General features: G+C 57.9%; 15 protein-coding genes and 1 riboswitch. Of the genes, 10 read left to right on the forward strand and 5 right to left on the reverse strand.

What is annotated here, in order from left to right; all coding sequences use genetic code 11:
- The first annotated feature begins 9 nt into the window (after positions 1-9).
- From BLR72_RS00575 to BLR72_RS00590, 4 genes are all read left to right on the forward strand, one after another.
- On the forward strand, positions 10-855 hold the full coding sequence (locus BLR72_RS00575) for a fumarylacetoacetate hydrolase family protein (RefSeq protein WP_091944079.1): 846 nt from the start codon (positions 10-12) through the stop codon (positions 853-855).
- Positions 856-913: 58 nt separating this feature from the next.
- A complete protein-coding gene (locus BLR72_RS00580) occupies positions 914-2,197 on the forward strand; it encodes an L-fuconate dehydratase (protein ID WP_091944082.1) in 1,284 nt (427 codons plus the stop codon).
- 132 nt (positions 2,198-2,329) lie between these two features.
- Positions 2,330-2,529, forward strand: a riboswitch (cobalamin riboswitch).
- 116 nt (positions 2,530-2,645) lie between these two features.
- Complete coding sequence (locus BLR72_RS00585; RefSeq protein WP_091944085.1) at positions 2,646-3,887, forward strand: aromatic ring-hydroxylating oxygenase subunit alpha; 1,242 nt, start codon at positions 2,646-2,648, stop codon at positions 3,885-3,887.
- Positions 3,888-4,979: an FAD-binding oxidoreductase gene (locus BLR72_RS00590; RefSeq protein ID WP_175492246.1), complete on the forward strand. Its 1,092-nt coding sequence runs from the start codon at positions 3,888-3,890 to the stop codon at positions 4,977-4,979.
- Positions 4,980-4,997: 18 nt separating this feature from the next.
- Here the strand turns inward: BLR72_RS00590 and BLR72_RS00595 are convergent, their stop codons facing one another.
- The 4 genes from BLR72_RS00595 to BLR72_RS00610 are packed head-to-tail and all read right to left on the reverse strand — an operon-like array spanning position 4,998 to position 8,503.
- Positions 4,998-5,795 carry a 3-methyl-2-oxobutanoate hydroxymethyltransferase gene (locus tag BLR72_RS00595; RefSeq protein WP_091944088.1) on the reverse strand — a complete coding sequence of 266 codons (798 nt, stop codon included), beginning with the start codon at positions 5,793-5,795 and terminating at the stop codon, positions 4,998-5,000.
- 12 nt (positions 5,796-5,807) lie between these two features.
- Positions 5,808-7,040 (reverse strand): NAD(P)/FAD-dependent oxidoreductase, encoded by a 1,233-nt coding sequence (locus tag BLR72_RS00600; RefSeq protein WP_091944090.1) that lies wholly within the window; start codon positions 7,038-7,040, stop codon positions 5,808-5,810.
- A gap of 5 nt (positions 7,041-7,045) precedes the next feature.
- A complete protein-coding gene (locus BLR72_RS00605) occupies positions 7,046-7,360 on the reverse strand; it encodes a MocE family 2Fe-2S type ferredoxin (protein WP_091944092.1) in 315 nt (104 codons plus the stop codon).
- 39 nt (positions 7,361-7,399) lie between these two features.
- The gene (locus BLR72_RS00610; protein WP_091944095.1) at positions 7,400-8,503 is read right to left on the reverse strand and encodes a fatty acid desaturase family protein; all 1,104 of its coding nucleotides are present in this window, start codon (positions 8,501-8,503) and stop codon (positions 7,400-7,402) included.
- A 153-nt stretch (positions 8,504-8,656) separates the two neighbouring features.
- On the opposite strand from BLR72_RS00610, the gene BLR72_RS00615 reads away from it, so the two are divergent.
- The 5 genes from BLR72_RS00615 to BLR72_RS00635 all read left to right on the forward strand — a co-directional run bounded on the left by BLR72_RS00615 (position 8,657) and on the right by BLR72_RS00635 (position 15,270).
- Complete coding sequence (locus BLR72_RS00615; RefSeq protein ID WP_091944096.1) at positions 8,657-9,688, forward strand: LacI family DNA-binding transcriptional regulator; 1,032 nt, start codon at positions 8,657-8,659, stop codon at positions 9,686-9,688.
- A 150-nt stretch (positions 9,689-9,838) separates the two neighbouring features.
- The gene (locus tag BLR72_RS00620) at positions 9,839-10,654 is read left to right on the forward strand and encodes a TIM barrel protein (RefSeq protein ID WP_091946379.1); all 816 of its coding nucleotides are present in this window, start codon (positions 9,839-9,841) and stop codon (positions 10,652-10,654) included.
- A gap of 472 nt (positions 10,655-11,126) precedes the next feature.
- The gene (locus BLR72_RS00625) at positions 11,127-12,479 is read left to right on the forward strand and encodes a S10 family serine carboxypeptidase-like protein (protein ID WP_175492247.1); all 1,353 of its coding nucleotides are present in this window, start codon (positions 11,127-11,129) and stop codon (positions 12,477-12,479) included.
- Position 12,480: 1 nt separating this feature from the next.
- Positions 12,481-12,960, forward strand: a complete 480-nt coding sequence (locus tag BLR72_RS00630; protein ID WP_091944102.1) for a hypothetical protein — start codon at positions 12,481-12,483, stop codon at positions 12,958-12,960.
- A gap of 291 nt (positions 12,961-13,251) precedes the next feature.
- Positions 13,252-15,270, forward strand: a complete 2,019-nt coding sequence (locus tag BLR72_RS00635) for a S10 family serine carboxypeptidase-like protein (RefSeq protein ID WP_091944105.1) — start codon at positions 13,252-13,254, stop codon at positions 15,268-15,270.
- 128 nt (positions 15,271-15,398) lie between these two features.
- Here the strand turns inward: BLR72_RS00635 and BLR72_RS00640 are convergent, their stop codons facing one another.
- The gene (locus tag BLR72_RS00640; protein WP_091944108.1) at positions 15,399-19,247 is read right to left on the reverse strand and encodes a GH92 family glycosyl hydrolase; all 3,849 of its coding nucleotides are present in this window, start codon (positions 19,245-19,247) and stop codon (positions 15,399-15,401) included.
- A 503-nt stretch (positions 19,248-19,750) separates the two neighbouring features.
- On the opposite strand from BLR72_RS00640, the gene BLR72_RS00645 reads away from it, so the two are divergent.
- Positions 19,751-20,680 (forward strand): sugar ABC transporter substrate-binding protein, encoded by a 930-nt coding sequence (locus BLR72_RS00645; protein WP_027229569.1) that lies wholly within the window; start codon positions 19,751-19,753, stop codon positions 20,678-20,680.
- Positions 20,681-20,715 lie beyond the last annotated feature (35 nt).

Genomic DNA, 20,715 nt, shown 5'->3' on the forward strand with positions numbered 1-20,715 from the left:
GAATAAACGATGAAATTTCTACGCTATGGCGCCCCCGGACAGGAAAAGCCCGGCATACTCGACACTAAGGGCCAGATTCGCGATCTCTCGGGGAAAGTCAGCGACCTTTCGGGCGCCGTACTCGATCCAGCAGCGCTGGCAAAGCTGGCCGATCTCGATATGGATGGCCTTCCGCTCGTCGAGGGCACCCCGCGTCTTGGTCCCTGCGTTGCCGGTACCGGAAAGTTCATCTGCATCGGCCTCAACTATGCCGACCATGCTGCAGAATCCGGGATGGCCGTGCCACTGGAACCCGTCATCTTCATGAAGGCGACCTCCGCCATTGTTGGGCCGAATGACGACCTGCTCATACCGCGCGGTTCGGAAAAGACCGACTGGGAAGTGGAACTCGGCGTCGTCATCGGCCGTACCGCAAAATATGTCAGCGAAGCCGACGCGCTCGACTACGTCGCCGGCTATTGCACCGTCCATGACGTCAGCGAGCGCGCGTTCCAGATCGAGCGTGCTGGGCAATGGACCAAGGGCAAGAGCTGCGACACGTTCGGGCCGACCGGCCCGTGGCTGGTGACGAAGGACGAGATCGCCGACCCGCAAAACCTCAAGATGTGGCTCACCGTCAATGGCGAGACGATGCAGAACGGCTCGACAAAGACCATGGTTTACGGCGTTGCCTTCCTCGTCTCCTATCTGAGCCAGTTCATGAGCCTGCAGCCCGGCGACATCATCTCGACTGGTACGCCGCCCGGTGTCGGGATGGGCATGAAGCCGCCGCGCTATCTCAAGGCGGGCGACGTCATCGAGCTTGGAATTGAAGGCCTTGGCAACCAGAAGCAGGTGGCGCGCGCCGACACCTGATCATTTGCGACAAACCAAAATTGAAAACGAGATTACTGGGCAATTTCAGGAGCAAGACATGACCCGCATCACCGATCTTCGGGTTTTCGACATCCGTTTCCCTACGTCGCAGGGGCTTGACGGTTCCGACGCGATGAACTCGGATCCGGATTATTCGGCGGCCTATGTCGTTCTTGATACGGACAAGGATGGTCTTGCCGGGCACGGCCTCACATTCACCATCGGGCGTGGCAACGAGATTTGCTGCCTCGCCATCGAAGCGATGAAGCATCTCGTCATCGGACTTGAACTCGACTGGGTGAAGGAAAATCCGGGACGCTTTTGGCATTTCATCACCGGCGACAGCCAATTGCGGTGGATCGGGCCGGACAAGGGCGCCATGCATCTTGCCACCGGCGCCGTCGTCAACGCCGTCTGGGACTTGCTGGCCAAGGAAGCCGGCAAACCAGTCTGGCAGCTGGTCGGCGAGATGACGCCGGAGGAAATCGTCAACATTGTCGATTTCCGCTACCTGACCGATGTTCTGACCCGCGACGAGGCACTCAACATTCTGCGGAAAGCCGATGCCGGCAAGGCCGAACGCATCGCTGCCCTCAAGGCCGAAGGCTATCCTTGCTATACGACCTCCGCCGGTTGGCTAGGCTATTCCGACGAAAAGCTGCGCCGACTTTGCCAGGAGGCTGTCGATGCCGGCTTCAACCACGTCAAGATGAAGGTCGGGCGCGATCTCGAGGATGACATCCGCCGGCTGACGATCGCCCGCGAGGTGATCGGGCCAGACCGTATCCTGATGATCGATGCCAACCAGGTCTGGGAGGTCAACGAGGCTATCGACTGGGTGAAGAAGCTTACCTTCGTCAAGCCGTTCTTCATCGAGGAACCGACGAGCCCGGATGATGTCGCCGGGCATCGCAAGATTCGCCAGGCGATCAAGCCGGTCAAGGTGGCGACCGGCGAGATGTGCCAGAACCGGATCATGTTCAAGCAGTTCATCGCTGAAGGTGCGATCGATGTGGTCCAGATCGATTCCTGCCGCATGGGCGGGCTCAACGAGGTGCTGGCGGTGCTGCTGATCGCGGCGAAATACAATCTGCCGGTCTGGCCGCATGCGGGTGGGGTTGGCCTCTGCGAATATGTGCAGCATTTGTCGATGATCGACTACATCGCAGTATCGGGCATCAAGGAAGGGCGGGTCATCGAATATGTCGATCATCTGCACGAGCATTTCGTCGATCCCTGCGATATTCGCAATGCCGCCTATATGCCGCCTTCGATGCCGGGATTCTCGATCGAGATGAAGCCGGAATCGATCAGGCAATATCTGCATCGCCCAATGGTATGATCGGCGAAGGCGCCACAAATCGACAGCGCCCGGGTTCAAGGGTGCGGCGCACCATTTGACCGAAATGCTGCGTGTCGCCGTTCGTAAATGCGATGTCGTTTCCGCACCTATCCTTTTCCAAAGCCCGATGCTTTTATCGTGACCACTTGAGGTGCCGCTTTCTAGGGAAGGCGGAGAATTGGGAAGCCGGTTAAAACCCGGCGCTGCCCCCGCAACGGTAGTGGAGTAAAACGCGGCAAAACAGCCACTGGGAGTGCACCCCGGGAAGGCGCCGTGAAGTCTGAAAAGGCAACTCCAGAGCCCGGAAACCAGCCTTGAGGGAAAACCGACTGATCGCGGTGGGCGATCAAGGAGCATGGCTTTGTGCGGTCGACAAACGTTGGCTGTACGGACGTTCTTCTCCGTCACCACCAGTCAGTTCTTTGCAGGCTTAAGGCGAGGACGCGACATGGACATTCGCAATGAACTTCTCCGGAATCTCAGAAACCGGAAACCGGGCTACGGACTGGAACAGGCTTTCTACTCAGACCCAGACTATTACCGTCTCGACATGGAGACGATCTATTATCGCGACTGGCTGTTCATCGGCCATGATTGCGAAGTCGCCAAACCCGGCAATTATTTCACCTTGCAGGTCGGCGACTACCCCGTCGTCATCGTGCGCGACCGCCAGGGACAGATTCGCGCCTTCCACAATTCCTGCCGTCATCGTGGCTCGCGCATTTGCGCGGGTGAGAAGGGGAGCTCGGCAAAACTCGTCTGCCCCTATCACCAGTGGACGTATGAGCTCGACGGACGTCTACTTTTTGCCCGCCAGATGGGTGACGATTTCGACGCGAGCCAGTTCAGTCTGAAAACGGTGCATTGCGAGAGCGTCGGTGGCTACATCTTCATCTGCCTTGCGCAGATCGCGCCCGATTTCACCCCGACACGAACCCTGCTCGAGCCGTACCTTGCGCCACACCGGCTGACGGAAACCAAGGTCGCCTTCCAGAGTTCGATCGTCGAAAAAGGCAACTGGAAACTCGTCTGGGAGAATAACCGCGAGTGCTACCATTGTGCCGGCAACCATCCTGAGCTTTGCAAGACCTTCCCGGAGGCGCCGAGCGCCACCGGAATTCAGGATTCGAAGGAAGATCCGGAAATGGTATCGCACTGGGACAAGTGCGAGGCTGCCGGTTTGCCAAGCGTATTCCGCATCGCTGAAGATGGGCAGTATCGGGCGACCCGTGTTCCGCTCATCAACAATGCCGAGAGCTATACTCTATCGGGCAAGCGCGCCGTCGGCCGTCAGCTCAGCGACGACGTCAACGCCAGGAGCATAGGTTCGCTCCTGCTCTACCATTATCCAACGACGTGGAATCATATCCTTGGCGACCATGCGATCTCTTTCCGTGTCCTGCCACTCGGTCCGAACGAGACGCAAGTCACGACCAAGTGGCTGGTTCACAAGGATGCGGTTGAGGGCGTCGATTATAATCTCGAAGAGCTGACGCATGTCTGGCTGGAAACCAACGATCAGGACCGTCGCATCGTCGAAGAAAACGCGTTCGGCATTCGCTCGCCGGCCTATGAACCTGGTCCCTATTCGGTCGAGCATGAAGGCGGCGTCCTTCAATTCCTCGAATGGTACAGCAATGCCATGGAAGCGCGGCTTTCCGGCGATACGAAACTCAGCAGGGTTGCTTGAATGAACATTGGCGTTTCCCAGAATTATCCGCACCTCGACCAGATGCAGCCGTGGAACGACCGGCTGCATCTTCTCGAATGTCTTTCGGTCGTCGAGGAAGCGCCCAATGTGAAGACCTTCACCTTCCGTTCGGATAATCATAACTGGTTTCGTTATGAGCCTGGCCAGTTCATGACCTTCGAGCTGCCCGTGCAACCGGAAGCGGTTTTGCGCACCTTTACATTGTCATCAAGCCCCTCCCGGCCCTTCACCGTCGCCGTGACGGTCAAGGCGCAGGAAGGTAGCATCGGCACGCGCTGGATGCTCGATCATCTCATGCCGGGCGTGCGTCTCAAAGCCTTTGGCCCGCTCGGCGACTTTTCGATGCGCAAGCATCCCGGCAGCAAGTATCTCTTCATATCAGCCGGGTCAGGCATCACGCCGATGATGTCGATGACGCGCTGGATGAATGATTGCGCGCCGCAGAGCGATATCAATTTCGTTACCTGCGCGCGGCGGCCGAGCGATATCATTTTCCGCAAGGAACTCGAATATCTGACGAGTTGCATGCCGAACCTGAAATTGACCTTCCTCATCAAGGAGCACGAAATGGGGCAGGTCTGGACCGGCATACGCGGCAGGCTCGAAACGCCGAAGCTGCCGCTGCTCGCACCGGACTTCAAGGACAGGACCATTTTCTGCTGCGGTCCGGAAAGCTTCATGCGCGATGTGCGCAATATGCTCGAAGCGTCCGAATTCGACATGGCCTACTACCATCAGGAATGCTTCGGCCCGGCGCCCGAGCCTGTTCTGCCGATGCTCGACGGGATCGCCACGGAGCCGGCCGCCGCGAGCGCGACGGTGACGTTCTCGATGTCGGGCATGGAGGTGCCATGCGCGGCCGGAGAAACAATCCTCAAGGCGGCGCGCGGTGCCGGCATCCGCATTGCCGCCGCCTGCGAGTCGGGTCTCTGCGGGACGTGCAAGGTCATGAAGCTCGCCGGCGATGTCGACATGGACCACAATGGCGGCATCCTCGATGAGGAGATCGACGAGGGCTATATCCTCGCCTGCTGCTCCAAGCCGCTCGGCAATGTCGAGGTCGAGGCTTGAGGCAACGGCGATCGAAGATCAAAGAGAGGACAGTTCGCGCAAGAACCGGTCCAGTTCATTGTGCGGCATGCCGACGACATGTTCTGGTCCCGGATATGTCCTGGCACTGACGTCGGCGACGAACTCGGAAAAGGCCGCGATTCTTTCCTGCTGCAGGCGGTCGAGTTCAGCCGTGAAGTTGCGATAGACCTTGGCATGGCGCGGATAATGGCCGCGATTTGAACCGAGCACGTCGGCTGCGAAAAGATACTGCGCATCGCAGCCCGCGCCGGCGCCCATCGAGATCATGAAGAGCGATGTTCGCTCGCTGATGGCGGAGGCGACTTCAACGGGCACGACCTCTATTTCGGCGGCGAAGGCGCCTGCCTCTTCAAGCGCCCTGGTCTGCCACCAGATTTCGAGCGCGCTCGTCGCGGTCTTGCCTACCGCCTTGAATCCGCCCGTCCATGTCGCCTTGGAGGGGATAAGCCCCACATGTCCGCATACGGGGATACCTTCGTCGCGAAGCCGGCGCACCGTGGCAAGGCTCGCGGCGCAATAGACGGCGTCAGCGCCCCCCTTGCGTGCCGTGAACGCGCCCCGCAGGTAATCTTCCGCGGTGATAAAATCGCCGTATTCGAGCCCCGGCACGGTAAAGGCAGAGGGCGCAGCGTCGCGAAATTCCGGCGTAAGCAGCGCCGGCGGTACGGAAAGCATGTCGACGCGGGCGCGTTCGGCGGCCTCGGCTTCCTCCAGCGTTTCAACCCGCAGCATGGTTAGCTGGCGGCGGCCCTTAAGTGCAAGAATGTCGGCGACGGTGGGGCGCAGGTTTCGCATGGTTTATCCGCATTAGGCCGCGAGCAGCGATTTGAGTTTGACATGGCTCGATTGAAGCTGCGCCGGAACCGGCCGCGCGCCGCGTTGGATCAACATCTCGGCGAGGCGAATATCTTTGGCGACAGCATTGCCGGGTCCGATGCCGCTTGCCGCGACAAGCCGGCCATCGGCGGCAAGATGAAAGAGGATAAAGGCATCGTCGCCAAGGTCACGGCGGATTGTCTGCGTCGCTTCGTCGGCAAGTCCCGCAACCTGCAGGCCGAGTTCGTATTGATCGGACCAGAACCACGGCACGGATTCGTGTGGCTCCTTGCCGCCGAGCATGTTGCGTGCGGCGAGGGAACCTTGTTCCTGCGCATTGCGCCAGGCTTCCAGGCGCACGCGCCGTCCGCCATAGATCGCGAGTGGAAAAGCGCAGCAATCCCCGGCAGCAAATATGTCAGGGTCGCTTGTCTGCAACCAATCGTTTACCAGAATGCCGTTGGCGGTTTCGAGACCGGCCGCTTCAGCCAGGTCCGTAACAGGGACGGCGCCAATCCCGATCACCGCAAGATCGGCGGCGATTTCCGTGCCGTCAGCAAGGGTGATGTCGACGCTGTCGTCCGTGTCGGTGATCGATGCGATGCCTGTTCCGCAGCGCAGACTGACGCCTTCATGGCGATGGCGGGCGGCGATGACCTCGGCGATCTCTTGCGGCACGCCCCGCATCAGGATACGCGGCTGCGCCTCGATGACCGTCACCGCCGCGCCGCGCTTGCGTGCGCTTGCGGCAAGTTCGAGGCCAATGAACCCACCGCCGATGATAGCAATGCGTGCCGCCGGACCGAAGCGCGCACGGATGCGCAGCGCGTCGTCATAGCTGCGCAAGGTCACGCAATGCTTGCTGCCTGCGGCCAGCGGCAGGGCGCGCGGCAGCGCGCCTGTCGCAATCAACAGCCGCTGGTATGGAATTTTTCGGCCGTCGTGAAGGACGACCGACTTCGCGGGCCGGTCGATTGACGCAGCAGTTGAATTGCCGATGAAGTCGATCCGCTGCTCAGCGAACTGTTCGATACTGGCGATGGTTCTCGGTAAAGGATGATCGTCCGAGACCATCGCCTCTTTCGAAAGGGGCGGACGTTCATATGGAAGGTGGGGTTCGGTGCCGATCAACGCGATCGTCCCTCCATAGCCGTTTTCACGCAGGGCGAATGCCGCGCGCACCCCGCATTCGCCAGCGCCGATGATGACCATGCCGTGTTCCATGACCGTCACCCGAGCTGAATGAGGACTTTGCCGGACTCGACCTTGACCGGATATGTCCTGAGATTGACGCAGACCGGCGCGCCTTTGGCCTGGCCGGTCTTGTAGTTGAAGCGGCCGTTGTGCTTCGGGCATTCGATAATCTCATCCATGACCAGGCCGTCGGCAAGATGGATATGCTCATGCGTACACAAGCCGTCGGTGGCGAAGAACTCGTCCTCGGGGCTGCGATAGATCGCGAAGGTGCGCCCGTCGTGATCAAAGCGCATGACGTCCTCCTCGTCGATATCGTCGGAGGTGCAGGCCTCAACCCAATTGCTCATATTCATTCCTCCCGAATATTGTCCTGGATACAGACCCGACTATTCCGCCGCGGACGCCAAAGCTTCGTTGTGAAACGCCTCGCGGTAGGGCTTTGCCGTTGCCGGCAGTTCACGCTTCAGGAAGTAGTCCTCGTTGCGCAATTGGCGAATGAAGGCGGGGATCATTTCGCGGTAGCCGCTGAGAATGGATGGGTTCGGCGCGGGCAGGTCGTGCTTGGTCATGGCGTGGAGCTGCGGCAGCGCATGGTAGGGCACCATCGGGAACATGTGATGCTCGACGTGATAATTCATGTTCCAGTAGATGAAGCGGCTGACCGGATTCATGTAAACCGTGCGGCTGTTCAGCCTGTGGTCGATGACATTGTCGGCAAGGCCGCCATGCTGCAGAAGCCCGGTCATGACATGATGCCAGGCGCCGTAAAGGCGGGGCAGGCCGATGATCATCAGCGGCAGGATCGAGCCCATGTATAGGGAAAGCGCAATGGTCGCGAGGTAGATCGCCGCCCAGATCCGCGCGACAAGGATGACCTTGGGCTGTTCCTGTTCGGGAATGAAGGTCTTCTCCTCGGCGCTGACAATGCCCGACGCATTGCGGACAAGATCGGTCATCGCGTGCCAGGCATCGAGAATGCCGAAGAAGTTGAGGATGAGGCGCAAGAGGTCGGGCGGGCGCATGACGGCGATCTCGGGATCACGGCCGACAATAACGGTGTCCGTGTGATGGCGCGTGTGGCTCCAGCGCCAGGTGATCGGGTTGCGCATGATCATGAAACAGGCGATTTCATAGACCGCGTCGTTCATCCAGCGCTTCTTGAATGCGGTGCCATGTCCGCATTCGTGCCAGCGGCTATCCGATGCGGAACCGTAGAGCACGCCGTAGGCGAGGAAGAAGGGCACGCATAGCCAACTGCCCCAGAAGTAGACGCCAAGACCGGCAAGGACGATCATGCTTCCGAGCCAGATGATCGTATCGCGAATGGCGGGGCCATCGCTGCGCTTCATCAGTTCCTTCATCTGCTTGCGCGGAATGTCCGTATGATACCACTCGGCGGCGGCGAGACCGGATTCCACGGCGAGGCGGGAATCCCGGCCGATGAGGCTGTAATCCCTTTTTGTCGGCGCCGCCAAGGTGGCTGTGTTCATTGCGTGACCTCCCAGATCGATGCAACGGAATTCCGTGTCGGCCTGGATACTATGAGTAGAGCGGCCACGCCTCAATGGAAGATGAGGAAATTCTATCATTTGCCCTCATGTCATGGTAGGAAACGATGATAGAATCTATCAGGCGAAGAAGACATGGCGAACCGACCGACTATTGCTGATCTTGCGCGCGTATCTGGTGTCAGCGTTGCCACAGTCGACAGGGTGCTCAACAATCGGTTGCCGGTGCGTGAAGAGACGGCGCGGCGCGTTTATGAGGCGGCCAACACGATCGGCTATCACGCCGCCGGTCTTATTCGCCAGCGCATGCGTCAGGAACTCCCGGAATACAAGGTTGGATTCCTGCTCAGCAAGCCCGGGCATCAATTCTATCAAAGCTTTGCACGCGAGATCGAAAACGCCGTTGTGCAAGCCGCGCATTTTCGCGGCATTGCCCAGGTTGAATTCTGCGCTTCGCAATCGCCCGAAGATATCGTCGCCAAGCTGCGGCCGCTTGCTGGCCGGTGCCGGGCGGTCGGCCTGGTTGCGCCGGATCATCCGGCCATCACCGCTGCCGTCGAGGAATTGAAGCAGAAGGATATTCCGGTCTTCTCACTGCTTTCCGATTTCGCCGCCGGGGTGCGCGAAGGCTATATCGGCGTCAACAATCGCAAGGTCGGGCGGACTGCGGCGTGGATGATTGCCAAGGCGGCGCGCAAGCCCGGAAAGGTCGTCATCTTCGTTGGAAGCCATCGCTATCACGGTCACGAACTGCGCGAGATCGGCTTTCGGGCATTTTTCCGCGAAGAGGCGCAGGAGTTCACCGTTCTCGATACGATGGTAAACCTTGAAACCCGGCAGATCACCCATGAGGCCATGCTCGACCTGATGCGCCGCCATCCCGACCTTGCGGGCTGCTATGTGGCGGGTGGCGGCATGGAGGGGGCAATCGCCGCGCTGCGGGAAACGGGCATCCAACCGCCGCCGGTGATGATCGTCAATGAGATCACGCCGGAATCGCGCGCCGCGCTTGCCGACAACATCGTTACAATGGCGATTTCCACGCCGCTGCAGCGGCTTTGCCGCGAACTCGTCGACCTCATGGGCCATGCGATCGAGCGGGGCGCGGCCAATGTACCGGGCCAGACCTTCCTGCCCTTCGACATCTACCTGCCGGAGAATATCTGACGTCTCGTCACCACCGAATCTATCAGGAATGATAGTTTTTCGCTCATCATGGTGATTGACGACGAGGCGATCACGACAGATGTTCACGCCCAACGGCAACGTCCTTGCGCGACGTTGGGATCTTCGGGAGGAAATCACATGACCGACACAATTTCGCATCCAGTTTTTGCTCTTAATCATATGGTCGCTCCCGGGCTTTCGCCGCGCAAATTCTTTGAACTGGCAAAGTCGCTTGGCCTCAAGGATGTCGAGATCCGCAATGATCTTGGCGGCAACGCCATCATGGACGGCACGGACGCGAGCGAAGTAAAGGCATTGGCCGACGAGGTCGGCGTGAGAATCGCAACGATCAACGCGCTGCAGCGCTTCAACGACTGGACACCGGAGCGCGAGAAAGAGGCAATAGAACTTGCGGACTATGCAAGGGACGTCGGCGCCAAGGCACTGGTGCTCGTTCCCGTCAATGACGGCACCGGGCAAAGGGATGGTGAGCGCCAGGCGAACCTGCGTTCGGCACTGAAGGGGCTAAAGCCCATTCTCGAACAGCGTGGCTTGATCGGCTATGTCGAGCCGCTCGGCTTCGAGGTTTGCTCCCTGCGCTCCAAGCGCGAGGCCGTCGAGGCCATTCAGGCGGTCGGCGGGGAGAAGCGGTTCAAGCTCGTGCATGACACGTTCCACCATCATCTTGCCGGCGAGCCGGAACTTTTCCCGGCGATGACCGGCCTCGTCCATATTTCCGGGGTGACCGATCCGGACGTCACGGTAAGCGCCATGCTCGATCCGCATCGGGTGCTGGTCGACGACAAGGACCGGCTCGGCAATATCGAGCAGATGCGCGCGCTCATCGATCAGGGGTATGACGGCGCCTTCTCCTTCGAGCCTTTTGCCGAGGAAGTTCAGCAACTCGAGAATCCCGCCGCGGCAGTCCGGGACAGCATGGACGGAATCAAGGCCGGGCTGGTCTAATACCGCTCCAGTCAGGTGCACATGCATGGGGGCTGCACGCTAAAATTGATCGAAGCAGCTGTCGTTGCAACTATGAGATCTTATTGAAAACAAACGGCTAAAGAATCGCCTGATTCTTTATTCGGTTAAACTTTAGGCGAATTGACCCCGGGCGGTCTCATGGACAAAACTCAGGTTTCACAACCTTCCATGTATCGAGAGGTTCAATTCCATGCCTTCCATCCTTGCCTTTAGCTGTCATTCCCGATGGCATAATTGAATAGTTTTCAGCGGCGATGCCTTCTGATCGGCAGGTCGAAGGCATTTCTGCGTGTTTTAATATTATCGTATAAATTCAAGGATTTAGACAAAAAATAACTTGCGGTATTCATCGCTCGCGGCGCTGCTTTTTCTTGCGGCGTGCGACGGCTCCAACTCCTCGTCCACGCGGAATGAAACAATCGGAACTTTTATTGACAAGCAGGCAAAGGCGGTGGGCGACGCTTCTGCCATCACCGAAAAAGCCGAAGCGGATGCAAACAAAGACGCTAATAGCGCCAATGCCAATTCCCTCCTCGATGTCGACCGGGAGGCGGGCGAACTGCTCGCCAATGCAGGCAGGGAAGACGAAGCTTTCGCCCTGCTCGCGCCCAAGGACAAGGTTGTCAACGACACTTATCAATATGATGGCAGTGCAACCGGATCGCTTGCGCTCAAGGACGCTGTCGAAGTTGCCTCGGCAAAGCGCGATGTCGCTGAGGTCAACGGCAAGTCCGTTCCCTACACGGCATCCGCCGGTCACTTTATCGCCTACGATCTGAAGACCAAGGAGCCACAGGCCTCGCTATTCTATACCGCGTATACGCGTAACGGCCTGCCGAAGGAGAAGCGGCCCGTTACCTTTTTCTGGAACGGCGGCCCTGAGTCGGCATCGATCTGGCTTCATCTCGGATCGTGGGCGCCCCGGCGCCTCAAGACGGGCGCGCCGGTCATTCCGGAGGAATACAAAACCGCACAGCCGCAGCACTTTCCGCTGGTTCCCAACGTCGAAACGCTTCTCGACAAGTCGGATCTCGTATTCATCGATCCTCCGGGCGCCAGCTATTCCCAGGCGATCGCGCCGCACACGAATTCGGATTTCTGGGGTGTCGACCAGGATCCGCCCGTCATCCGCGATTTCATCCGGCGCTACGTCAACGTCAACAATCGTCAGCTTTCGCCGAAGTACGTCTATGGCGAATCTTACGGCGGCATTCGCACGCCGATCGTAGCGAACCTTATGGAAGACGCCGGCAAGAGCCAGTTCGAGCCGGACAAATCCGGTAAGGATCCCGTCGTCCTTTCCGGCGTCATCCTGAATTCGCCGGTTCTTGCCTACGATGTGACGTGTTCCGACTATGCCGATGAGTGGAAGAAGCCCCTCTCCTGTGCGGGGTTGATACCGACCTATGCCATGGTCGCGGATTGGCACAAGGTATCGAAAGCCAGACCGGCGGGAACGTCAGTTGAAAGCTACCTGTCGACGATCAGAAAATTCATGGTGGAGCGCTTCGCGCCGGCCGATGCAATTTACTACAAGGGCGTCCCGAACGAGGATACGGAATATTTCGACTCGCCTGAGTGGTCAGCCTTCGTCGAGACGCCATACACTGACCTCGTATCTAAGGGATATTACGACCGCCAAGAAGGGCACGTGGATGCACGGGCTGAATGTCGGGCCAGTGTTATTCATGGATACCATATTTATGGAGGCTTATCTGAAGAACTGGTACGACGCCCGAATGGTCATTCCTGGCAAGTGGGTCAAGCGCGTCGGGGATGTGCCGGGTCACGAAGAGCCCTATAATATGAGCGACTACGAGGATGTGGCGTTCCAGAATGAAATCAAGACGTACCTGCCGAACTTCACCAATTACAATGTGAAAGCGACGTATATCAAATCCTCCGACGCGGCATTTGACGGCTGGAAGTGGGAGCGGACTGCAACGGCAAGCAAGCAGGCAACCAGCCTGCCCGACCTGCAAGCGATCGTCCTCAAGGACCCATCGATCAAAACGCTGGTGTTCCATGGCTACTACGACGTTGTGACCCCCTTTTATCAGACCGAACTGGACATTGAGGGGGCCGGCCTGAAAGACCGCATGCCGGTGGGGCTCTTTGAAGGCGGTCATATGACCTACTCGTCCGAAGAGGCCCGCAAGCCACTGAAGGAGATGTTGAACAAGTTCTACGCCCCGCCGTATGCCGGCCCCGGACTTCCGCGGCTAGGGCCGTGTCGATGCAATAGACGAAGGCAAGGCGCGGCCTCGGTCGCGCCTTTTGCATAATTCCCCGTACGACAGTTTTTCGATGCAGGGGCGGTGTCGGGGAAACCGAAACGGTCGCCCGATGGCCGTTTCGGTTTAGACGCTTCGAGGGATATCGAAGTTTGGGTGCATTTCCACAAGTATAGATTGAAAAGTAGTAATTAACCGCAAATGCGGATGGGCGTTCGAGTTGAATACTTGAATAATTTTTCGAATACATTCGCCATTATACTTTAGACGAATTGACCCAGATATTTCTGATTGCAAAGAGTTGAACGTTATAAATTCATTCAGCACAGAGATTTGGCGTCGATGAAATTTCAGTTTTATGCACTTGCCCCGCTTCTCCTGTTAACCGCCTGCGACGGCTCCACCTCGCCCTCGTCCCAGAATGGCGCGGGCGTTGCGCTCGCCGAAGTCCAGCCGACGCTGCCCGCCGAACCGGCGCCAGGCGGTGAAGGAAGCGCCCAAGCCGCCCCTGCTTCTGCGGTCAAGGAGGTAAAAGGCCAAGAGAATGAAATGCCGAAGGCCGAGATGGACGCAGCTTCAGCCAAGAAAGCCGCTGACGACTACCTAAAGAAAGGCAACCTCACAAAGGCAGTCAATACCTTGAAGGGGGCGGGGCTTCCCAGTGAAGCTGGGGAAATGCTCGCCAATGCCGGCCACGAGGACGAGGCTTTCGAGATTCTCGCGCCTAAAGACAAGGTCGTCGACGACAAGCGCGTCTATGACGGCAGCGACGCTGGGTCGCTGGCGCTCGATAAAGTTGACGAGGTGGTCTCCGTCAAGCGCAGTTCCATGAAGATCGGCGGCAAAACGGTGCAGTTTACCGCGTCTGCGGGTCACCTAACGGCCTACGACCTCAAGACCAACAAGCCGCAGGCGACGATATTTTTTATGGCCTATACCAGGGACGGACTGCCCAAGGGTAAGCGGCCCGTTACCTTCCTCTTCAATGGCGGTCCAGGCGGCGCATCGCTGTCGTTGCAGATGGGTTCATGGGGCCCGAAGCGCCTGAAGGCAGGCTATCCGGATATACCCGAGCAATACCAGACGTCGGAGCCCGACCGGCTTCCATTTATCAGCAATGCCGAGACATTGTTGGACAAGACCGATCTCGTTTTCGTCGATCCCGTCGGCACGGGCTACTCACAGGCAATCGCGCCGAAGAAAAATGCCGACTTCTGGGGCCTGGACGAAGATCCGCCGGTTTTGCGAGATTTCATCCGGCGTTACGTCAACCTCAACACCCGCCAGCTTTCACCCAAATATCTCTACGGTATTTCCTACAGCGGCGTTCGCACGCCAATACTTGCGAATCTCATGGAAGATGCGGGCAAGAGCCAGTTCGAACCCGACAAATCCGGCAAGGATCCAATTGTCCTGTCGGGTGTCATCCTCAATTCACCCGCGCTCGACTATGATTCGCTTTGCTCGGCCCATGGCGACGACTGGAAGAAGCCTATTTCTTGTGCCGGCTATGTGCCGACCTACGCCATGATCGCCGATTGGTACAAGGAATCGAAAGCCAGGGCGAGCGGGACCTCGGTCGAATCCTACCTGGATACGATCCGGACCTTCATGAAGACGAAGTTCGCAGCTGCCGACAAGATTTATTATGCCGGCACGCCGAACGAAAATACGATGAACTTCGCGTCCAAAGAATGGACGAGTTATCTCGCCTCAAAGGAGGGGAAAGACCTTACTCAATATCTGGAAAAAATCACGACGGCGAAGCAGATATACTGGAAGGACGGTGTGAACATGTTTCCCGGGTACTTCCTGAAGCAGCTTTTCAGAACGGACTATCTTAAAAGCCAGTACGACGCCCGGGTTCATATCAAGGGTCAGTGGGTGAAAGATGCCGATGGCTACAAGGTGGCGACCCCGTATGACCCGGAGGGCTATGCCGGCTATGCATTGGGCTACGAAATGGACCGTTACCTGCCCGATACGCTGAACTACAAGGCGCAGGCGGAGTATATAAGCTCTTCCGATCCTGCGTTCGATGCCTGGAATTTCGAACGCTCCGCGCCTGGGTCTTCGGCACGCAGCAGCCTGCCGGATCTTAAGGCAGTGATCGGCAAGGATCCTTCGATAAAGACGCTTGTAATCCACGGCTACTATGATGCGGTTACACCCTTCTATCAGACCGAGCTCGATCTAAAGGGCGCGGGGCTGGGGCAGCGCGTACCGGTGAAGCTGTTCGAGGGCGGGCACTCGACCCACTATTCGGAGGAAGCGCGCAAACCGTTGAAAGCGGCGCTGGATAAATTCTACGATGCGCCGCCTTATAGCGGCTCGGCCGCGAAGGAAGCATCCCTCAATTGAGCGACGTGTCGAGTGGCGGGGCAGGAAACAGCCCGGCCGCAGGATGCAAAGGGCATACTTACCAACATCTCGCAATAAAATGGCCACCTTGCGGTGGCCATTTCTACATCAATCGCGCCTTTGCGGGATCATGGGTAGCTCACATCCGCGGCGTTGATGCCGAAGATATGAAGCAGGTTGGAAGGAGGAGACGTGCTGGAACTGCTTGCCATGTCGGGCAGTTCAATCTGGGCAATCTCCTTTGTCCCCGACAGCTTGATGGCCTGGTAGTAGAGCCTTGCCTTCGTCGTGGTTTTACCACCGGCCCATTTGAGGCGTCCATCCGCTTCATACACGATCCTGTAGCCGTTTCCTTTGGTCGAGTCGGCGCTATAGGCAGCAAGCTTTTGTGCATCAGTGCTGCCTGTCGCGGCTATTGCTGGCAGCGAATATGCGGTGGCGTCCGTCCAATCCGGCAAGGATATGCTTACGGTTTCTGTCGTGCCATCGCCAAAAGTCAAGATCGCCTTGCCGCTACCGGTGCCGCTCGACCCTGCACCAAGAACGAAAAGCGTATTTCCCTTCAATGGCTTGTCGAATTTTACAATCTGCCCGTAGGAAATGACGTTGTCGCGGCCCAGCGGATGCAGTCTTGTTTGGGTCGGTAGCGCATCGAAAAGTCCGGCAATGAGTTTCAATCCCTCCGAATTAACATCGGCGAGTTTGAGCGTCGTCCCATCGATGCTCGATCCAGGGACGCCGCCAGTTGAATAGACACTGTCATTGGGCGTTGGCACCATCATCGAGGTCGTAATGCACGATGTCGCGAGGCCGCCGATGCCGCAATTATTGAACGCGGCAGCCAGGCCCTTGTACGAAGCCTTTTCCCAGATCTTTCCCTTGGCGGGTGAGGGCGGGAGAATTGCCGGCGTTGCCAGCGTTGCCCATTGCGACGGTTCGTCGCCAAGGGTGAAGTCAAGAGTCGCCAGGCTGTTGGCGATCAGCTTTTCCACCGGGATCCAGGTGGAATCGTACAGCACGCCGTTGAGGCGGAGGCCTTGGGTATAGGTTGCTGGCGCATTCGCAGCTCTGATGGCCACGTCGGCCTTACCGTCAGCAAGACGCAGTTGCGTCGTCGGGAACAGCGGCGAGTGGAGGCTTATGCCGCCTTCTCCTGGAATTTCCGGATAGAAGCCAAGTGCGCCCCACACATACATCGCTGAGATCGAACCGAGATCGTCGTTGCCTGGGAGCCCCGCCGGATTGAGTTCGAAGACGGCGTCTTTTTTGTTTTGGAAGTCCTCGACTGTCCCGACCATTCGGCGAACCACACGCTGCGTTCCGGCCGGGTTCTGCGCCCAATTATAGACCCAGGGCGAACCGAATGACGGTTCATTGCCAAGGTAGGCATGGTTGCTCTTTTCACCAGCGTTCAATTCTGTGAAAAACGCGTCAAGCCTGTCGGATGTCGCTTTCGCACCGCCGAGTTCATCGACCAACCCGCCGAGATCGTGCAGCACCATCCATAGATATTGTTCGTCCGAACCTTCCATGAAGCAGCCGTTTGGCGCGCAGGAGCCGCCCCATTTGCCGTCACGACCCTTTTGCGCCATCACCGGTTTGGCACCCGTTTTGTTCAGCGAGTTTTTCCAGCTCGCGGATTGGTTAATCAGCCGGTCGCCATTAGCGGTGTCGCCAAGCTTGCTGGCGAATTTTCCGACAGCGTAGTCGCTGGCGGCGAGTTCGAGGCTCGTCGAGATGTACCCGTTCCAATCAGCACTGAAAATATAGCCGCGGGAAAGATAGCCGAGCCGCACATCCGCAATCGATTTGCCCTGGCAGTGCGCGACCGGATCATCGGCGGCATTGACCATAAGTTGTCTCGCCGATTCCGTATCGAAATTCGTGGCGCCGAAGGCATGTGCCTGAGCCACAATCATAGGCCCGGAATCCCCGGACATGACACCCTTGTCGTTGCTGTAGTTGACCCAACGGGGCAGTGCGCCGCACACCTTGCCCATATTGACCATGGACTGGGCCATATCGGCGGCCTCTTTCGGGAAGAACAGGGCGTGAAGGGGCGTAAGCTGCCGGTAGATATCCCAGCCAGAGAAGTTGGTGTATTGAACGCGTCCCGCCTCAGCCTTTTTGATCTGACGGTCAAAACCCATATAGCTGCCATCGACGTCGCTTGCGATCGTCGGCGCAAGTAATGACCTGAAGAAAAAAGTGTAGAGCTTCTGCTTCTGATGGATGAAATAATCGTTGTTCTTCGCCTTGTCCCAATCGACCTTGATCGTTCCAAGCTTGTCATTCCACTGCTTTCGATTCACCGCTCTTGCGGCGTCGAAATTCCATTCCTTGACGCTTTCCTGCTGAAGGTTGAGCTTGGCGTTGTCCTGGCTGACGAATGAAACACCGACCTTCATCATGATATCGATTGGCTTGCCGGGTACCGTTGTAAACTCCAATGCCGGCGCGCCGGCAATCGTCGTCAGGACGAAGTCCTGATTGAACTCGGCATAGATAAAGGCATCAGGCTTATCGTCACCATTGTACGGAACACAGAACGCGCCGGTCTGCGCTCTGCCAACTAGGGCGCGGGGCGAGTCCGGGGCAACCTTGATTTCACCGGACTGCCCTTTGCGTACATTCGTGCGCGTCGGATCGATCAAAAGAAAGGCTTTTCCGTCGGCGGGATAGACGAAACGGCCGAAACCCGTGCGCGCAGTCGCGGTGAGTTCGACATTGACGTTTGAGTCGAGCTTGACCTGGTAGTATCCCGCCGCCGCCGACTCATTGGCGTGGGAAAAAGTAATACCCTTGGAAAGGTCGAAGGAGGCGCCGGTCAGCGGCATCATGGGAAACTCACCCCCATTGCCGGCGCAGCCTGCGCCGTTCATATGGGTAAGGCTGAAACCCTTTATGCCCTTTGTTGTCCCATTATTGCTCCAGTAATAACCGGAAGGCCAGGTCTTCGACTCCCAATTGTAATGATTTTCCGGCGCCCAGAAGACCATGCCGAATGGTACGCCCGCGCCTGGCGAAAGCGATCCGCCTTTGCCGGCGGCGGCGGCAACCGCGCCTTCGGCCATCTTGGCGTCGGCGGTGCCGACAAACTGGTTGACGTAGGCGGTCAAATCGTCCGGAACCAGCTTGGCCATCGAACCTTCGATCGCGGCCAGTTGAGCGGCGATTTTGCTTGCGGTCTCGGCGCTGGATTTGGCGGAAACGTCGAAGGCGCTCTGCAGTTTGGCCAGCTGCTCGCCGAGAGCGGCAACGGTCGTAGTGTCCGCCTTGGATTTCATCGCCTCAAGCAACTGCTTGATGCTGTCGCTGGCGGCTGTGAGTTTCGTTCTGTCGTCGCCTGCGGTCTTGACCGCCGTGGCAATATCGTCGCTCAGGCCCTTGAGCTTGCCGCCAAGTTCATCAAGGGCTGTACGGTCGGAGGCCGTGAGCTGCGGGCTCTTTTGCAGCTCTGCCAGTTTGGCCTTTACAGCTTCCAAATCCTTGACATTTGCGGCGGCGGCAATGCCGTCGCCCATCGTTTTGAGCGTGCCGGTCAACCCGTCAAGCGCGATGCGGTCGGCTGGGGTCAGTTGCGGATTTTTCGAAAGCTCGGCCAGTTTGTCCAGGCCGGCTTGCAGGCTGGCTTTGAACGCGTCGTCCGACTGTTTGGTGTCAGTCGCAGACTGCTGCAGGGCGTCGAACTGGCTTTGCAGGCGGTTGATGGCATCCGACATAGCCGTTGTCGCAACACTGTCGGTGGTTTTGCTCTCCGCAACCTGTGACTGCAATAGGGCGATTTGTGAGCTGGCCGCCTCGCCCGCTGCTTTCAGGGAAGCGTTATCGTCCTTGAGCGCGGCATTGTCGTGCTTGAGCGTTTCAATATCCGCTGCAAACGTACTGGTTGGTGCTGGCGCTTCGTCCTTGCCGTCGCAACCTGTCAATATCGTGCAACCAAGCAGGGACGCCACCAAGGTGCGTCTAATCATCATCGTCTCCTCCCAAATGAATTCTTGAAAAATGTGTTGATGCGCAAATGGGCGCTGCCTTCAAATATCGACTGGCGTCGAATGTCGCATTCCTCCCAAAATGCCAACCTAAACCGATTAAACAAAACGCTGCATATTTCGAGTTGGTGCAAAAGGTGTCAATCGGACCAAAGTCGTACACGATGCATCTATCGTTTCGCCTATCAGCATCGTCAGCAACCACTTCCAGTTGCACAGCCGTGCAAAATTAGACCGGCAATTATTACCGCTTCAAATTGAATCTTGCTTGACGCTTGAACGATAAAATGGAATAAATATTTCAGAAACTGAGTGCGACGGTTCGTATATTCCGTTCTAGGAGGCTCAGGATCAGGTTTGCGCGAAACTTCGCGCACTCTCCTCGCCGCAATCTCGCATCCAGGGGTAGGTTGGCTGCGTGTACCAAGGTGTGGGGACAATCCGGATTAAAGCGGGTGTGGCCGGGCACCATTTGTGGAGGAGATGAAATGAAAAAGTTACTGATGACCGTGGCTGTTTCAGCCCTGATGAGCAGTTCGGCCTTCGCCGCCAATATCGGCGTGTCGATGGCTCTGTTCGATGACAACTTCCTGACCGTTTTGCGCAATGGCATGCAGGACTATGCCAAGACGCTCGATGGAGTGACCCTTCAGGTTGAAGACGCGCAGAACGACGTCGCCAAGCAGCAGAGCCAGATCCAGAATTTCATCGCTTCCAAGGTGGATGCGATCATTGTGAACCCTGTCGATACGGACGCGACTGCGGCCATGTCGAAGATCGCCGCCGACGCCGGCATTCCGCTGGTTTACGTCAACCGCGAACCCGTCAATGTCAATGAACTGCCCGAGAAGCAGGCATTCGTGGCGTCGAACGAGGTTGAGTCCGGTACCCTCGAGACCAAGGAAGTCTGCCGTCTGCTGAAGGGCAAGGGCGACGTCGTCGTCATGATGGGCGAACTCTCCAACCAGGCCGCGCGCCAGCGCACCAAGGACATTCACGATGTGATCGCCACGGATGAATGCAAGGGCCTTAAAATCGTTGAAGAACAGACTGCTAACTGGTCCCGTACGCAGGGCGCCGACCTCATGACGAACTGGCTTTCCGCCGGTCTCAAGTTCGATGCGGTCATCTCCAACAATGATGAAATGGCCATCGGCGCGATCCAGGCCCTGAAGGCTGCCGGCCGCACGATGGATTCCGTCGTGATCGGCGGTGTCGATGCGACGCAGGACGCGCTTGCCGCCATGGCTGCGGGCGATCTCGACGTAACGGTGTTCCAGAACGCCGCCGGCCAGGGACAGGGCGCTGTTGATGCGGCGCTGAAACTTGCCAAGGGCGAGAAGGTCGAGGCCAAGGTGTACGTTCCGTTCGAACTGGTAACACCGGAGAACCTCTCGAAGTACCAGAAGTCGAACTAAGGCCGTTCAACGCCTTTTGACGATCCGGAACGCAT

The sequence above is a fragment of the Phyllobacterium sp. YR620 genome, from assembly GCF_900104165.1.
GTDB classification, from domain to species: domain Bacteria; phylum Pseudomonadota; class Alphaproteobacteria; order Rhizobiales; family Rhizobiaceae; genus Phyllobacterium; species Phyllobacterium pellucidum.

Coding starts and splice junctions, on each gene's coding strand:
- BLR72_RS00640 (WP_091944108.1), bottom strand. CDS start 19,247: ATGATGATTAGACGCACCTTGGTGGCGTCCCTGCTTGGTTGCACGATA.
- BLR72_RS00635 (WP_091944105.1), top strand. CDS start 13,252: ATGAAATTTCAGTTTTATGCACTTGCCCCGCTTCTCCTGTTAACCGCC.
- BLR72_RS00600 (WP_091944090.1), bottom strand. CDS start 7,040: ATGGAACACGGCATGGTCATCATCGGCGCTGGCGAATGCGGGGTGCGC.
- BLR72_RS00605 (WP_091944092.1), bottom strand. CDS start 7,360: ATGAGCAATTGGGTTGAGGCCTGCACCTCCGACGATATCGACGAGGAG.
- BLR72_RS00615 (WP_091944096.1), top strand. CDS start 8,657: ATGGCGAACCGACCGACTATTGCTGATCTTGCGCGCGTATCTGGTGTC.
- BLR72_RS00645 (WP_027229569.1), top strand. CDS start 19,751: ATGAAAAAGTTACTGATGACCGTGGCTGTTTCAGCCCTGATGAGCAGT.
- BLR72_RS00575 (WP_091944079.1), top strand. CDS start 10: ATGAAATTTCTACGCTATGGCGCCCCCGGACAGGAAAAGCCCGGCATA.
- BLR72_RS00590 (WP_175492246.1), top strand. CDS start 3,888: ATGAACATTGGCGTTTCCCAGAATTATCCGCACCTCGACCAGATGCAG.
- BLR72_RS00580 (WP_091944082.1), top strand. CDS start 914: ATGACCCGCATCACCGATCTTCGGGTTTTCGACATCCGTTTCCCTACG.
- BLR72_RS00585 (WP_091944085.1), top strand. CDS start 2,646: ATGGACATTCGCAATGAACTTCTCCGGAATCTCAGAAACCGGAAACCG.
- BLR72_RS00595 (WP_091944088.1), bottom strand. CDS start 5,795: ATGCGAAACCTGCGCCCCACCGTCGCCGACATTCTTGCACTTAAGGGC.
- BLR72_RS00610 (WP_091944095.1), bottom strand. CDS start 8,503: ATGAACACAGCCACCTTGGCGGCGCCGACAAAAAGGGATTACAGCCTC.
- BLR72_RS00630 (WP_091944102.1), top strand. CDS start 12,481: ATGAGCGACTACGAGGATGTGGCGTTCCAGAATGAAATCAAGACGTAC.